17 protein-coding genes are annotated in these 13,119 nt (G+C 41.4%); 1 reads left to right on the plus strand and 16 read right to left on the minus strand.

What is annotated here, in order from left to right; all coding sequences use genetic code 11:
- Window positions 1-14: 14 nt before the first annotated feature.
- From LEP1GSC195_RS09235 to pyrB, 12 genes are all read right to left on the minus strand, one after another.
- A complete protein-coding gene (locus LEP1GSC195_RS09235; RefSeq protein WP_015681484.1) occupies window positions 15-779 on the minus strand; it encodes an LA_1326/LA_4305 family lipoprotein in 765 nt (254 codons plus the stop codon).
- A 5-nt stretch (window positions 780-784) separates the two neighbouring features.
- The gene (locus tag LEP1GSC195_RS09240; protein WP_051122362.1) at window positions 785-1,081 is read right to left on the minus strand and encodes an STAS domain-containing protein; all 297 of its coding nucleotides are present in this window, start codon (window positions 1,079-1,081) and stop codon (window positions 785-787) included.
- Window positions 1,082-1,198: 117 nt separating this feature from the next.
- Window positions 1,199-1,387: a hypothetical protein gene (locus tag LEP1GSC195_RS09245; protein WP_015680850.1), complete on the minus strand. Its 189-nt coding sequence runs from the start codon at window positions 1,385-1,387 to the stop codon at window positions 1,199-1,201.
- A complete protein-coding gene (locus LEP1GSC195_RS09250; protein WP_015682583.1) occupies window positions 1,384-2,178 on the minus strand; it encodes a pentapeptide repeat-containing protein in 795 nt (264 codons plus the stop codon). The genes LEP1GSC195_RS09245 and LEP1GSC195_RS09250 overlap by 4 nt, the downstream gene beginning before the upstream one ends.
- A 45-nt stretch (window positions 2,179-2,223) precedes the next feature.
- Window positions 2,224-2,424 (minus strand): 50S ribosomal protein L31, encoded by a 201-nt coding sequence (rpmE, locus tag LEP1GSC195_RS09255; protein ID WP_002989271.1) that lies wholly within the window; start codon window positions 2,422-2,424, stop codon window positions 2,224-2,226.
- Between the two features lie 10 nt (window positions 2,425-2,434).
- On the minus strand, window positions 2,435-3,838 hold the full coding sequence (gene rho / locus LEP1GSC195_RS09260; protein WP_015681801.1) for a transcription termination factor Rho: 1,404 nt from the start codon (window positions 3,836-3,838) through the stop codon (window positions 2,435-2,437).
- Between the two features lie 140 nt (window positions 3,839-3,978).
- Window positions 3,979-5,142, minus strand: coding sequence for a helix-turn-helix domain-containing protein (locus LEP1GSC195_RS09265; RefSeq protein WP_040506613.1), 1,164 nt, complete (start codon window positions 5,140-5,142; stop codon window positions 3,979-3,981).
- A 46-nt stretch (window positions 5,143-5,188) separates the two neighbouring features.
- Window positions 5,189-5,827, minus strand: coding sequence for a hypothetical protein (locus LEP1GSC195_RS09270; RefSeq protein ID WP_015682730.1), 639 nt, complete (start codon window positions 5,825-5,827; stop codon window positions 5,189-5,191).
- Between the two features lies 1 nt (window position 5,828).
- Window positions 5,829-6,821 (minus strand): adhesin OmpL37 family surface protein, encoded by a 993-nt coding sequence (locus tag LEP1GSC195_RS09275; RefSeq protein WP_015681921.1) that lies wholly within the window; start codon window positions 6,819-6,821, stop codon window positions 5,829-5,831.
- Window positions 6,822-6,873: 52 nt separating this feature from the next.
- On the minus strand, window positions 6,874-8,100 hold the full coding sequence (locus LEP1GSC195_RS09280) for an LL-diaminopimelate aminotransferase (protein ID WP_015682296.1): 1,227 nt from the start codon (window positions 8,098-8,100) through the stop codon (window positions 6,874-6,876).
- Window positions 8,084-8,452, minus strand: a complete 369-nt coding sequence (locus LEP1GSC195_RS09285) for a DUF2203 domain-containing protein (protein ID WP_015681830.1) — start codon at window positions 8,450-8,452, stop codon at window positions 8,084-8,086. Before LEP1GSC195_RS09285 ends, LEP1GSC195_RS09280 begins: the two co-directional genes overlap by 17 nt.
- Complete coding sequence (gene pyrB, locus LEP1GSC195_RS09290) at window positions 8,445-9,377, minus strand: aspartate carbamoyltransferase (RefSeq protein ID WP_015681182.1); 933 nt, start codon at window positions 9,375-9,377, stop codon at window positions 8,445-8,447. Before pyrB ends, LEP1GSC195_RS09285 begins: the two co-directional genes overlap by 8 nt.
- A gap of 66 nt (window positions 9,378-9,443) precedes the next feature.
- On the opposite strand from pyrB, the gene LEP1GSC195_RS09295 reads away from it, so the two are divergent.
- Entirely contained in the window at window positions 9,444-9,857 is a 414-nt protein-coding gene (locus LEP1GSC195_RS09295) for an acyl-CoA thioesterase (protein ID WP_040507044.1), read from the plus strand.
- Here LEP1GSC195_RS09295 and LEP1GSC195_RS09300 read toward each other — a convergent pair.
- From LEP1GSC195_RS09300 to rpmB, 4 genes are all read right to left on the minus strand, one after another.
- Window positions 9,841-10,437 carry a UbiX family flavin prenyltransferase gene (locus LEP1GSC195_RS09300; protein WP_015681248.1) on the minus strand — a complete coding sequence of 199 codons (597 nt, stop codon included), beginning with the start codon at window positions 10,435-10,437 and terminating at the stop codon, window positions 9,841-9,843. The two genes, LEP1GSC195_RS09295 and LEP1GSC195_RS09300, sit on opposite strands and share 17 nt — an antisense overlap.
- The gene (locus LEP1GSC195_RS09305; protein WP_015682492.1) at window positions 10,437-11,345 is read right to left on the minus strand and encodes a UbiA-like polyprenyltransferase; all 909 of its coding nucleotides are present in this window, start codon (window positions 11,343-11,345) and stop codon (window positions 10,437-10,439) included. The genes LEP1GSC195_RS09300 and LEP1GSC195_RS09305 overlap by 1 nt, the downstream gene beginning before the upstream one ends.
- 811 nt (window positions 11,346-12,156) lie before the next feature.
- Window positions 12,157-12,798: an endonuclease III domain-containing protein gene (locus LEP1GSC195_RS19525; protein WP_084597403.1), complete on the minus strand. Its 642-nt coding sequence runs from the start codon at window positions 12,796-12,798 to the stop codon at window positions 12,157-12,159.
- Between the two features lie 22 nt (window positions 12,799-12,820).
- Entirely contained in the window at window positions 12,821-13,105 is a 285-nt protein-coding gene (gene rpmB, locus LEP1GSC195_RS09320; protein ID WP_015681407.1) for a 50S ribosomal protein L28, read from the minus strand.
- Window positions 13,106-13,119 lie beyond the last annotated feature (14 nt).

A 13,119-nucleotide genomic window follows, 5' to 3' on the forward strand; every position in this document is an offset into this window, starting at 1 on the left:
CGAAGACTATTGTTTTAGTCTCCGTTGATAATCCCTTCTTCTTCATCACGAGAAATTCTTTTTTCAGGTTTAAGATCTGCATCAACAGAGTTTGTCACTTCTGGGATGGTAGTTTTCTTTCTTTTCTCAAATTTCAATTTTGCCAAATCTGCTTTATCGAAAACTAACCAATGTTTATTGCGAAAGCCAGAGACTTTTTTAAAAGAAAAACCAGGACCCTGCAGAATGTATGTGGATTGAGGAAAATGTTCAAAAGGAATGTCTGGAATATTGGACCAGTCAAAATAATTTCCTTGTTCATCATAAGAAATTTCTTTCTGAAGTTCCCCAAAAAGAATTTCTATCGAGGTTTCAGTAGACCAGATATAAAAACCTGTTCTAGAATAATGGGAAACTACTGACCGCACTGGGTTGTACTTAGAAATAACAAGGAGCAGTTGGTCTGGTTTTAATTTTTGCAAACCATCGACAAGATCCAAAGCGAACTCTTTGATTTCTTTTTCTTCGAAGATATATCTGTTTACGTCTCCGTAAGAACTTTCTTCACGAAATCGAATGTTCCCAAGTAAATCTAGAACCTTATCTTCTGTGATTTCCACAGGATGGGCGAATGTCTTTGAAACAGAGGTTTCTGACTTTAAGCTGATTTTATCTCGAGCAACTGTGTAGATTGCAAATTCATTACTGCGAAAAAGTAAAGATCTAGACTTAACACCTGAAGCACAGGAATTCAAAGTGATTGATAGAACTAAGAGAGAGAAAATTCGATAGAGTTTCATTACGCTTATGCCTCTAGAGTTTTTTGAAACTCCGGAAATTTAGAAAGGTATTCATCCAACGTCAAAATGGAAAGGATATGATTGAGTCCAGAAAGACGAAACACAGAGTTTAGATTTTTATTCAAATTGGTTACGAAGATTTCTACGCCACGATTGTGAAGGGCAGAAGATGCTTTGATCACAGCTCCGATTCCACTCGAGTCGAGAAACTTTACAGAATGGAAATCCATCGTCAATTTCCCAAAATTCTGACTTTCAATCGCCTTCTCAAATTCTTGATAAAACTCTCTCGAGTTTTCCATCAGGACATCCCTTTGGATCGATAGAAGCAGGTGATTTTCCTGACGGTGGCTTAGAATCAACATAGTTGGATTAACAATACGTTACGATTCTCTGGATTTGTGTCAAGAAAATCGGCTTTATGAAAGAGGGGACAAATCCGTTAGATTCATCTCTAAATCGTGGGGATAGCCTTCTTTATCATTATAAACAACAATAGCTTTGTCTGATTGGATTTCTTTGATTTCCACTGTGGAACCGGTAAAGATAAAAATTCCTTTGTTTAGGAATGTTGGTTTTGTCAATTTTGCCTTATCGCCTGGCTTCATTCCTCACCCTCTGTTTTTAGATAGAGGTCCTTACCCGCCTTTTTCATGACATCAAAGATGTACATTTGACTGTGATCCACTCGGGTTCCAATGTCATAGATGGCGTCTGTAAAATCAGCACCTTCGATCTTGGCAGAAGCTAATTTGGCAAAACGTAAGTCAGCACCACGAAAATTGGCGTTTCTTAGATCGGCACCATTAAAAAAAGAAGCCTTTAAGTTAGCACCTTGAAAGTTGGCTCCCACAAAACTAGAGTTTTGCAAGAAGGCATTGTGAAGGTCAGCACCGCTGAAATCCACTCCATCCAACTTTTCTTTTTCCAACATAACACTGGATAACTTGGCTTCCCGAAGATGGCCTTGGTTATGAAGGAGTTCCATTGTTTGGGATTTTGTGATACGGTTTTCTTTCGGAACCCCTTGCCCTGATTCATAATCTTCTACAGCTTTTTTGAGAGCAGCTACAGCGGATTCTGGGTAGTTTTTTCTTCTTTCAGGAAACTCAAAGAGAGTTTCTAAAGTTTCAGGTGTAAGGTTTTTCAGTTCTAAAAGGGATTTACCTTTAGCGTATTCGGTGGCCATAGCAAGAGCCACAATTCCGAACCCGCAGCCTGTTGTGGTGTAACTTGCGTCTTCCACAACCAAACTATCGTTTAACTTTAAATAAATGCGGTATCCGTCCCCGCAACCTGTGTTGCGGTAGTAGGAGACGACGGTAGCATCGTCCATCTCACGGTAATTCATCCTTTGGTCGTTGATTTCTTTGTAGCGAGCAAAGTCCATTACTGCCATGAGTGTTCCCCCTGTTTATGATTAGACGGACGCGAGCAGGTGCTCTTACTTCATTTTGTATTTTTTCTTGAATTTGTCTACGCGGCCTGTTGTATCCAATAGTTTGGATTTTCCAGTGAAAAATGGATGGCAGTTGGAACAAATTTCCACACTGATATCCCCGGCAGTGGATCTAGTTTCGATCACAGTACCGCAAGCACATTTGATTTTGGCAGCTACGTATTTTGGATGTATGTCAGTTTTCATGGTGGCCCTTTTAGTTCGTATTCATGCTGGCGAGGAATTGGTCGTTGGTCTTCGCGCCGCGCATTTTTTCAATCAATAGTTCCATACTTTCGGTGATACTCATGGGAGAAAGTACTTTTCGGAGGATAAAGACTCGAGTGAGGGTATCCTGCGGAAGTAGGAGTTCCTCTTTTCTTGTTCCCGATCGGTTGATGTCGATGGCAGGGAAAATTCGTTTGTCAGCGAGTTTTCGGTCTAAATGGATTTCCATATTTCCCGTTCCCTTAAATTCCTCAAAAATCACCTCGTCCATTCGGGAACCAGTGTCAATGAGAGCTGTAGCGATGATAGTGAGTGAACCACCCTCTTCAATATTCCGTGCTGCTCCAAAGAAACGTTTTGGTTTGTGGAGGGCGTTGGAATCCACACCACCAGAAAGAATCTTTCCGGATGTCGGAACCACTTGGTTGTAAGCACGGGCAAGTCTTGTGATGGAATCAAGGAGAATGACCACATCCTTTCCATGTTCCACGAGACGTTTTGCTTTTTCGATGACCATCTCCGCTACTTGGACGTGGCGTTGTGCTGGTTCATCAAAAGTCGAACTCACCACTTCCCCCTTCACATGCCGAGCCATGTCGGTTACTTCTTCTGGACGTTCGTCAATGAGAAGTACAATGAGAAAGATTTCTGGGTGGTTTCTTGTAATCGCATTGGCAATGGATTGCATAAGAACCGTTTTACCCGTTCTAGGTGGTGCTACAATCAGAGCCCTTTGTCCTTTTCCAATCGGACACATAAGATCAATGACTCGAGTGTCCAAATGGCTTGGATCAAACTCCATATTGATTCTTTCGTCTGGATAAAGCGGTGTTAAGTTATCAAATAAATTTCTTTTTTGAGCGACTTCTACTGGGAAACCGTTGATGGATTCCACTCGAAGCATGGCAAAAAATCTTTCTGCTTCTTTTGGAGGACGGATAAGCCCAGTTACTGTATCACCCGTGCGAAGGCCAAACAGTTTAATTTGAGAAGGAGATACATAAATATCATCTGGACCTGGCACATAATTATAGTCAGGTGATCTTAAGAAACCGTAACCATCGGGAAGTCTTTCCATCACTCCCGCTGCATGCACTTGACCATCTTTTTCGGTCTGTGCTTGGAGAAGAGCAAACATCAAATTTTGTTTTTTTAGTCCATGAGTGTTTTCCACTCCCAAACCTTTCGCAAGGTCAGCTAGTTCGTTGATGTTTTTTTTCTTGAGTTCTACTAAATCAAGTGGTGGAGGAATGGGACCTTCGTATCGGCCCTTTTTCTTCTTAAATTGTTTTGGTGGTTCGGAACCATCTTCTTGGTCCATGATGCCGTTTGTATATTCGGTTTGGTCTTCGGGGGGATTAACTTGAATTTCGTCTTGTTTGCGTGATGCCATAGATTGTTCTACATTGATTGTTAGAGTATTTGATTAAATTTGGGAAACCATTTGTGCAAGTTAAGTATGCAAGGGAAACAGCGAAGTGCGGAGGTGTTTTCTCAAACGGTAAGGAAAAAATCGTTTTTCCCTCATTTTCGTCAACGTCTTTTTTTTGTCTTTTTTCTCGCTTGGGTTTGATTTTTATTCTGTTTCTTTGCCGGGCCTTGCGATTTTAAAGATTTTACTGATTTTTTAAGGATTTTGGCCTTTTTAGAGGGAAGTGGTTTGCTCTTCTCTGCTGTTTTTTTTGGCTTTGTATCTGGTTTCTCCGAGCGTTTTCTTGGGATCACGGTTTTCACCTTGGTTTCATTGCGGAAACGTTCCGAGAGTTTTAAAAATCGAATTCTGTTTTGCAAAGTAGTTCTTGGAACACCGAGCTCCGTTGCTGTATGAGAGATATTGTTTGAATTTCTTCCCAGCGACTTATGGATGTAATGTGCTTCCATTTCCTCCAAAACTGACTCCAAGGGAAGTTTGGAACGAAATGCTTCGTCTAAATTCGGGAATTCAGACTGTCCATTCTCCGCTGGATTGGCAAAAGAAGACGGAGAAAAATGGTATAAAAACCCAAAGACCTTTTTTTCTTTTTTTAGAGTAACGATTCTAAGTGTAACTCTAAGTTCTGTGACGTTCGCATACAAAACATTAGTGTCAGCATCCTTACCCAAACTCATATCATGGTCTTTTAAATAAGATGCGAGAACTTCTTTATTGAGATTGTGGAGGTATTTTTCCGCCAACTGGAGTGAATCACGAAACAATGGTTTGGTGAGAATGTCATTCTCAAAGGTTTCGTTATAAAAAACAGTGGAACCGGTGACGTCCGTGGCAATGAGCCCATCTGGAAAATGGGAGAGGATGAGTTCCATAAACCATTGGACAGAGTCAGCGTTTTCTCTCTTTTTTTCGAGTTTTGATTCGATTTCTTCTAATTTGGGATCGCGAATATGCGAAGAATCTAATTTAGTAAAGGCGGCAAGGAACCTAGGTTTGTCCCAATTGTCTTTTTTTTCTCCGTCCAGGCCAATGACAGGGATCTGGGTAGATTCTTTAAAAAATAAAAGTAGGTTTTCGTGGAGTTCTGTTTCGAGGATTTCCAAGGGAATTTCGTCCAGGTCTTCCCTTTCTCTTCCCAAATCGGACAACTCGCGGTGGACACGATCTTTGGAAAGTAGGCCCAATAACTCACCCTCCTCCGAAATCACAGGAAGGTGGGTGGCCCTTGTCAGCAGAAAATGACGATAGAGTGATTCGAACTTCACTAAGCAGTCATTCTTTGGGATTTAGTATCAGTGAAAATCGAAATTTTTAGTTTTCTTGAATCGTGTTTTGCTTTTGTTTATGAAGGCCCATCCAAATCGGTTGGACCCAAACGGAATCTGCCGTTTGGTATTCTTCGGGGATCTCTACTTTTTGCGATCGTAAAGACATAAGACTGTAAACTAGCGAACGTTTGTATGTGTGGAGCGAAAGTTGGTAATTCCCTGACAAAAAGTATTCCTTTGCATGGTCTTTTTCACTTTTTGCCATCACAAGATACCTTTGGATTTTTTCTTTAGTATCCCATTCCAAAGGTTTGGCACCAGTTTTATCTTCTCCTTCGAGAAGAATCCATTGTCCCATGGCTTTTTGGTAGAGTCCATTTGCTGATTCTTCCATAGGAAAACAGAGTTTACGTTGGGTAACAAGAAGATCCCCTTCAGCAATAGAAAGAGTTTTTTCAATTTCCACTCGATTGCCAGCTCGGTAGGTCTCCTCCACTTGTGTGCGAATGGCTTCAATGGAAGTTTTACCAATTTCTGGCTCCAACTTCAATTGTTCTTTGATATCGAGAACCAGTGTTATTTTTCCATCTAATTGTTTTTTACGTTCCCTATAAGACATTGTGGTTTTGGCCACAAGTGAGAGTGTAAAAACAAAGATGATAACACTGGTAATCCACTTCATATTATTTTTTCTTTTCTTCTGGGTAGATAGCTTTTCCGTTTTCATCAAACTTAGGAATAGGAGGAACTGACTCACGTCTTGCCCCTTCTGTCTCTTTGATTTGAGCATTGGCTTCCATTAACAAATCTAATTTTTTGGAAGTGATGAGACCATAGTTGTCATCATGTTGTTCCAAAAGATCCAAAGGTTTTGCATCAGGATTTCCTGGAGGGACAATCGTTCTTTCCATTCTTTTATTTTCAATGAAGTTGATGAGAGTATCTCTCACCTTCTCGTAGTTACGTTGTTTTTCTTCGTTACGAGCATCTTTCAAATCTTCGTTAGAACGGTATTGGTATTCTGGTTTGTCCTCATCCGGTGTTTTGCTATAAATCATCGCAAGGATAGCAAAACGTTTGGCACGACGCAAATTAAGAATCCCTTCTTTATAAAGAGTCAGTTTGTATCGGTATTGGTGAGGGCTTGAGTTAAGACCTGTAGTGTAAAGATCTTCGGAAGAACGTAAGTCTCGAAAACCTAAACGTAACAATGCTTTGGCGTTATTGTCATTGGAACGAATGATGGTAGGAGCTGCTGCTTCAAGAAGTGCCCTTGCATCTTCAATGTATTTCTGTAGAACGATTTCAAAGATACTTTTCAATTCCCCTTGGGCTTGGCGGAGTTGGCGAAATCCATGCACATAGTTACTTTGTAAGTACCACATGTTTCCACTAAAATCAGATTGGTTGGCTGCTTTTAGGAGTTTGAAATAATCAAAGTCCAAATTCTTTTTGGAAGGATCTGCAGCTGGAGCTTCTGCTCCCGGTTGGCCAGAGCTTTGCGCCTCTTCTTGGGAAGGTGCCAAATTGCTGAGAGCAACATTGATAAAATTTAAGTTTTCTTTGTTTTCAAAGATTAAAATCCCCAGATTTGTTTGTTCTGGAGATACTGCGCTGATATGTGAGATGTGACCCACGACCATTGCAAAAAAGAGGATGAATTTCCATTTTCCCATAGCTCTACCTTGTTTTATATATCGGAGCTACAGGAAAAACCAGGACTAAATTTTACATTTTTTGGATTCGTTCTATGGCAGAAATGACATCTTCCCGCTTTCCAAAGGCAGAAAGTCGAAAATATCCCTCTCCCGCAGGTCCAAATCCCGATCCAGGGGTTCCGACCACTTGTGCTGTTCCCAAAAGTTTGTCAAAAAATTCCCAAGATTTGAGTCCATTAGGGGTTTTCAGCCAAATGTAAGGAGCGTTCATTCCCCCAAATACGGTGTACCCCGCCTTTACCAATCCTTCTCGGATGAGTTTGGCATTCTGCATATAGTAGGAAATTTGTTCTTTGATTTCGACTTGCCCTTGGGTTGAAAAAACTGCCTCGGCTCCTTTTTGTGTTACGTATGACACTCCATTGAACTTAGTGGTATGGCGACGGTTCCAAAGGGAATTAAAACTAATCTCCTCCCCGCCTTTTGTTTTTCCTTTTAAGTCTTTTGGAATTACAAGATAAGCGCAGCGTGTTCCCGTAAAGCCCGCAGTTTTAGAAAAGGATCTAAATTCCATAGCCACTTCTTTGGCACCAGGGATTTCATAAATGGATTTTGGAATTTCTGGATCTTGGATGAAGGATTCATAAGCGGAATCATAAAGAATGATACTGCCGATTTTTTTGGCGAAATTCACCCACTCCGTTAAACGAGCCTTAGTTGCCACCATCCCGGTAGGGTTGTTTGGATAACAAAGGTAAATGATGTCTGGTTTTTCTTTTGGAAAATCCGGTTCAAAATTGTTTTCTTCTGTAGCAGGCATATAAATGATATTTGCATATCGTCCATCAGACCCGACTTCCCCCGTGCGACCCGCCATTACGTTTGTATCCACATAAACCGGATACACAGGATCCACTACGGCAATTTTACTATCCAAAGAAAAGATCTCTTGGATGTTTCCGCAGTCACATTTAGATCCATCAGATACAAAGACTTCATCTTCTGCGATTTGAACCCCACGAGCCGTATAATCATGTGCGATAATCTTTTGGATGAGAAAGGAATACCCTTGTTCTGGGCCATATCCATGGAAACCTTGGGAGCTTCCCATTTCTTTGGCTGCGTCAACCATAGCATTCACAATGGTAGGTGCCAAAGGAAGAGTGACATCTCCAATCCCGAGACGGATGATTTTAGCATTTTGGTTGGCATCGGAATAAGCTTTGACCCTTCTTCCAATTTCCGGAAACAAATACCCTGCTTTCAATTTTAAATAGTTTTCATTTATCTGAGTCATCTTCTTCTTTATTTTCCTCTATGAGTTTTCTCGATCTAAATCCTTCATGATAACCGTGTTCGTATAACACATCTTCTTCGCCCCAAGTCCAACAATAGAACCCGCTGCCATGGTCAAAATCAACAAGCCACAATCCTTTGACATCAATATTCATTGTCAAAATTTCATTGGTCCAATGTTTTACAATCTCACCTATTTCTTCTTCTTTGGCTTCTAGAACATTTTCTGGGAGGAGTTTGTTCCGGACATCATCAGCCAGAACACTGGCTCTTAAATAGTATTCTCTTGTGATGTCTCGCACGAGTGGTAGGACTTCTCTTGCCTCCGCTAATGTCCAAATCTTTTTAGTCAAAATCCACTCCGAGACTAAGACAAAGTAATGCCATTCGGACCACCACACCATACTTCGCCTGACGGAAGTAAGCTGCATTTGGGAGGTCATCTACATCTGTGGAGAGTTCATTCACACGAGGGAGTGGATGGAGAATGGTTGTATCTTTTTTGGAAGCAAGGACAAGTTCCTTATTCACTTTATAAATATCTTTTAGTTTTTCGTATTCTCTGTGATCGGGGAATCTTTCCTCTTGGATCCTTGTGACATAGGCTACATCGGCATCCCAAAAAGCTTTGATGTCCGTGGTTTCTTCCCAGGTCATAGGAAACCCTTCCAAATTCTTTTTGTATTTTTCGGGAAGTCTCAGTTCTTCAGGACTGATGAGATACAAATGAACCGGGTAATGCCGGAGAAGATTGATGAGAGAGTGGATGGTACGTCCGTATTTCAAATCCCCGATGAAAGCTATGTTCAGTCCATCGATCTTTCCTTTTTCAGAAACAATCGTATATAAATCGAGAAGGGCTTGGGTGGGGTGTTGGCCGGCACCATCTCCTGCATTGATGACAGGAATGTTCACTGCCCCTGCCGCAATCCGAGATGATCCTTCCACGGGATGACGAATGACAGCGATGTCCACATAGGCCTCAATCATCTTCATGGTGTCATAAAGAGTTTCTCCCTTTGAGATGGAAGAAAACTGAAATCCCACGGTTGAGATTAGCCTTCCCCCGAGTCTTTCCATGGCGGCTTCAAAGGAGAGCCTTGTCCTGGTACTCGCTTCAAAAAACAGGGAGGCGAGAAGTTTTCCATTCAGAATTCCGAAGGCCTTCCCTGATTCCTGAAGTAGATTCATCTTTTGTGTTTTTTCAATGAGGAAGTTTAAGTCCTCTTTGGAAAATTGGAGGGTGTCTAAAATGTTTTTGTGAGAATAAGAGTGCATAAGTCGGAAATCTTTTCTCTAGGGTTTTTGGTATCGAATAAATCGAAAACATATTTTTTGGTATTTATGGTCGACACGATTCAGAACAAACTCCGCGATATGGAACTGGTCACCCAACACCTGGTCCAACCTGACGATTTGAACTACCATAACAATCTTTTTGGGGGAAAAATGCTCTCCTGGATCGATGAGGGGATGGCAATGTATGTTATGAATAAAATTCGTTATACCAATATTGTCACGATGAGTATGGACAATGTGGTATTTCGCTCGCCTGCCCGGGCCGGAGACATCATCCAAATCTATGGAAAAATCGTAAAATACGGAAAATCTTCAGTCACGTCTCGGACTTTGGCCATTACCAACAACCCACAAACGGGAAAAATGTCGGCAGTGATCGAAAGTGACATCACCTATGTCTGTTTAGGCGAGAATGGAAAACCTACCGCTTACTTTAGAAACTTTACCCCACCCACTTAGGATAAAGAGTTTGATCAATTCCTAGGAGATTGAATATCCTTCCTGCAATAAAATCGCCAAGGTCATCCAAAGTTTTTGGCATTTGGTAGAACCCAGGGGAAGCAGGAAGGATGATAGCCCCTGCTTCATCTAGTGCCAAAAGATTTTTTAAGTGAATCCGATTGTAGGGAGTTTCTCTCGGAACCACAATCAGCCTTCTTCTTTCTTTCAAAGATACATCTGCGGCTCTTTCGATTAAGTTTTCCGTGAGACCTTGTGACATAGAAGCCACAGTTTTCATACTACAAGGAACCACCACCATCGCATCCCAACGGTTGGATCCACTGGCAATGTCAGATCCTATATCAAAAAAATTGCGAACATGGAATTTGTGTTTGGGTTTGGTTTCCCATTTCGTTTCTACAAAAGAAAGGATGTCTTCAGCAGATTCCACTTTGGTTTCATACTCTTCGGAAAAAATACGTAACGCCGCAGGACTTGCTGTAATATAAGTTTCACCTTCTACTTCAGACAAAGCTCGCAGAAATCTTGCGGCATAGATACTACCGCTGGCCCCTGCAAGGCCCACTACAAGTTTCATTAGAAACTAATTCCCGAAGAGACTTTCAGTAAAAATTCATTCCATTTATCAAAGAGAATCGCAAGGAATAAAACCACACTGATCCAGGAATTGATTTGGTAAAACAACATAGGCAAGTCTTTAGATTTGTACTGATAAGAAATTTTATGTTCATACAGAACTAAAACTCCAATCACAGATAGAATCAGAAAATACATTACCCCAAGACCTGCGCTACTTCCAGCAAAGATAAAAAATACAAAAGAAAGGATATGGAGGAGAACAGCAATGGCTCTTGATTTAGTTTCGCCGAGACGAGAGGGAATGCTATGTAGGTTTTCTTTCGCATCAAAGTCCATATCTTGGATTGCATATAACACATCAAAGGCGGATATATGAAAAAGAAGTCCTAGAGAAAATAAAATGGGGACTAGATTGATGGTTTCTGTGATCGCAATCCAAGCACCGAGAGGTGCCAAAGAAATCGCAAAACCCAAAACCAAATGGCAAAAAAGAGTGAAACGTTTGGTGAGCGAATACAGAAATAAAACAAAGAGGGCTGGAAAAGAAAGTAAGAAGGCTAGTTTATTTACAAAGAAACTAGCAAAGATAAATATAAACGAGGACAAACCAATAAAGAGGAGAGCCGAAAGTTTGGAAATTTTTCCGGAAGGGATTTCCCGGTTTTGGGTGCGTGGGTTTTTTTCATCAATTTCTGAATCCACATAACGATTGAAACCCATGGCGGCACTACGAGCACTCACCATACATACAAGGACAAGGGCCCCAATCCGAAGTAAATCCCCCGTATCCAAAGTGGATTCCAAATAGGCGAGGAGGAAACTAATCCCAGCGAAGGGCAAGGCAAAGAGTGTGTGGGAAAATTTTACCATTTTAGCGTAGAGAAGTAGGTTTTTAAAGAAGTTCATGGCATCCTTTCAGCCCATAGTTTAGACAGAGAAAAGGTTTTTTGGTTCATTCTGATTCGATTTCTTCCGTTCTTAGAACCAAGGTCTTAATTTATGAATATCCGTCTTTCATTTCTTGGTAGTTTCTCCGTATCCTTCATTACATTCGGGATTTTTCTCACTTCCGCACTCACCACTACCGCAAATGCCCACCCCAGTTTGGAAGACCGACCCTTACGGATTTTTTTCCATTGTGGGAAAGAACTCTTCACTCATGTCGATGAGGAAGGTCGCGGGGGACTTAGTGCCCTACTTGGATTTGTGGAACGAGAAAAAATGGATTTGGATTTGAAACGAGGGAAAGGGTACATGTTGTACCCTTTTAGTCCTAAAGACAAACCTTTGGAATTTCCTTTTGATGGATTTACCCTTGGAAAACCAAGAGAGATGAACCATGGACCCGTAAAACTTGGCTTAGGTTCCATCCAAGAACTCATCGATGTCAAAAATATTGAGGATTATGATGGATGGATCGTTTATGTGGGCCCGGATGATGAAACAAAGATTCCTCTCCTGCCTTGGCAAAACCATCCAGAGCTTCCCCTCTTTCTTCTTGTGGAAGGAAAACCACAAGCCCGGTTTCGTTACCTTGCCAATGTCCACCAAATTGAATGCCCCAAAGACTACGGAAGGCTTGGAACTTTAAACCTATTCTTTCGAAAACGAAATCTGATTCGTTTGGATTATAAATTGGAGTCCATTAACTTAGCCGATCGCAATCGTTCTTGGAAACAAAGAAAGGAATCAGAAACCGAGGAAGGATTAGAGAAACCTACTCTGAAAACGAAGGACATAGGGAAGAAAGAGGACAAGTCGAACAAAATGTCCGGCGGGCCTGGCAGTTCTTACGACCGAGAAATATTAGGTACAGAGATAGGTTTCGGCAAATCTCCTTAGGAGTGATTTTTATCATCTCCCGTTCAATTTGTACGGGGTCTGTTTTTTTAGTGAAACCCAGCCTTTTGGTGAGGCGTTTTACATGGGTATCCACCACAAAGCCTTCCACCACCCCATAAATTTCTGCAAGTACTACGTTGGCGGTCTTTCTTCCAAACCCAGGAAGTTTGATGGCTTCTTCCATAGTGTCTGGAATTTTTCCGCCATATTCCTGCAAAACCATACGCGCAAAACCTTGGATGCTTTTGGCTTTGTTTTTATAAAATCCAGTAGAGAAGATTTTTTTCTCAATGGATGCCAGGGGGGCGCTCGCAAAGGATTCGAGTGTGGGAAAGGTTCGAAAGAGTTCTGGGGTGACAGTGTTCACACGTTCGTCCGTACACTGCGCACTGAGAATGACCGCAATGGCCAATTCGTAAGGTTTGGAGAAAAAAAGGGGAGTTTCTACTTCACCGAACTCCGCCTCTAAGAGACGGTAGACATCGGTGATTTTGGGTGTTTTTCTGGATTGTTTCAATCCACAAGCGAACTTAAAAAAATTAAGCTGCTGGTTGTGCTTTTGGAGTGATTCCTACGTATTTTTTAGGAGTGATAGCAGTGATATCGCCGCCGTGGTCTTTAATTGCCACTTTCAAACCTTTTTTACGAAGAGTTCGCAAAGCACGTGTAGAAATCTTAACGCGAACCCAACGGTTCTCGTCTTCCAAAAAGATTTTCTTTGTGATTACATTCACCTTCCAGATACGGCGATTCTTTTTATGAGAATGGGCTACGTTGTTCCCTGCCGTTGTTCCTTTTCCGGTTACTACACATGTTCTAGCCATAATTATTACCTTGT

It is taken from the genome of Leptospira wolbachii serovar Codice str. CDC (assembly GCF_000332515.2).
Taxonomy (GTDB): Bacteria; Spirochaetota; Leptospiria; order Leptospirales; family Leptospiraceae; genus Leptospira_A; species Leptospira_A wolbachii.

Bases quoted from the DNA above. Each gene is read 5' to 3' on its own strand.
- LEP1GSC195_RS09245 (WP_015680850.1), bottom strand. From the start codon at position 1,387: ATGAAGCCAGGCGATAAGGCAAAATTGACAAAACCAACATTCCTAAAC.
- rpmE (WP_002989271.1), bottom strand. From the start codon at position 2,424: ATGAAAACTGACATACATCCAAAATACGTAGCTGCCAAAATCAAATGT.
- LEP1GSC195_RS09240 (WP_051122362.1), bottom strand. From the start codon at position 1,081: ATGGAAAACTCGAGAGAGTTTTATCAAGAATTTGAGAAGGCGATTGAA.
- LEP1GSC195_RS09275 (WP_015681921.1), bottom strand. From the start codon at position 6,821: ATGGGAAAATGGAAATTCATCCTCTTTTTTGCAATGGTCGTGGGTCAC.
- LEP1GSC195_RS09235 (WP_015681484.1), bottom strand. From the start codon at position 779: ATGAAACTCTATCGAATTTTCTCTCTCTTAGTTCTATCAATCACTTTG.
- LEP1GSC195_RS09280 (WP_015682296.1), bottom strand. From the start codon at position 8,100: ATGACTCAGATAAATGAAAACTATTTAAAATTGAAAGCAGGGTATTTG.
- LEP1GSC195_RS09270 (WP_015682730.1), bottom strand. From the start codon at position 5,827: ATGAAGTGGATTACCAGTGTTATCATCTTTGTTTTTACACTCTCACTT.
- rho (WP_015681801.1), bottom strand. From the start codon at position 3,838: ATGGCATCACGCAAACAAGACGAAATTCAAGTTAATCCCCCCGAAGAC.
- LEP1GSC195_RS09250 (WP_015682583.1), bottom strand. From the start codon at position 2,178: ATGGCAGTAATGGACTTTGCTCGCTACAAAGAAATCAACGACCAAAGG.
- LEP1GSC195_RS09305 (WP_015682492.1), bottom strand. From the start codon at position 11,345: ATGAACTTCTTTAAAAACCTACTTCTCTACGCTAAAATGGTAAAATTT.
- pyrB (WP_015681182.1), bottom strand. From the start codon at position 9,377: ATGCACTCTTATTCTCACAAAAACATTTTAGACACCCTCCAATTTTCC.
- LEP1GSC195_RS09295 (WP_040507044.1), top strand. From the start codon at position 9,444: ATGGTCGACACGATTCAGAACAAACTCCGCGATATGGAACTGGTCACC.
- LEP1GSC195_RS09300 (WP_015681248.1), bottom strand. From the start codon at position 10,437: ATGAAACTTGTAGTGGGCCTTGCAGGGGCCAGCGGTAGTATCTATGCC.
- rpmB (WP_015681407.1), bottom strand. From the start codon at position 13,105: ATGGCTAGAACATGTGTAGTAACCGGAAAAGGAACAACGGCAGGGAAC.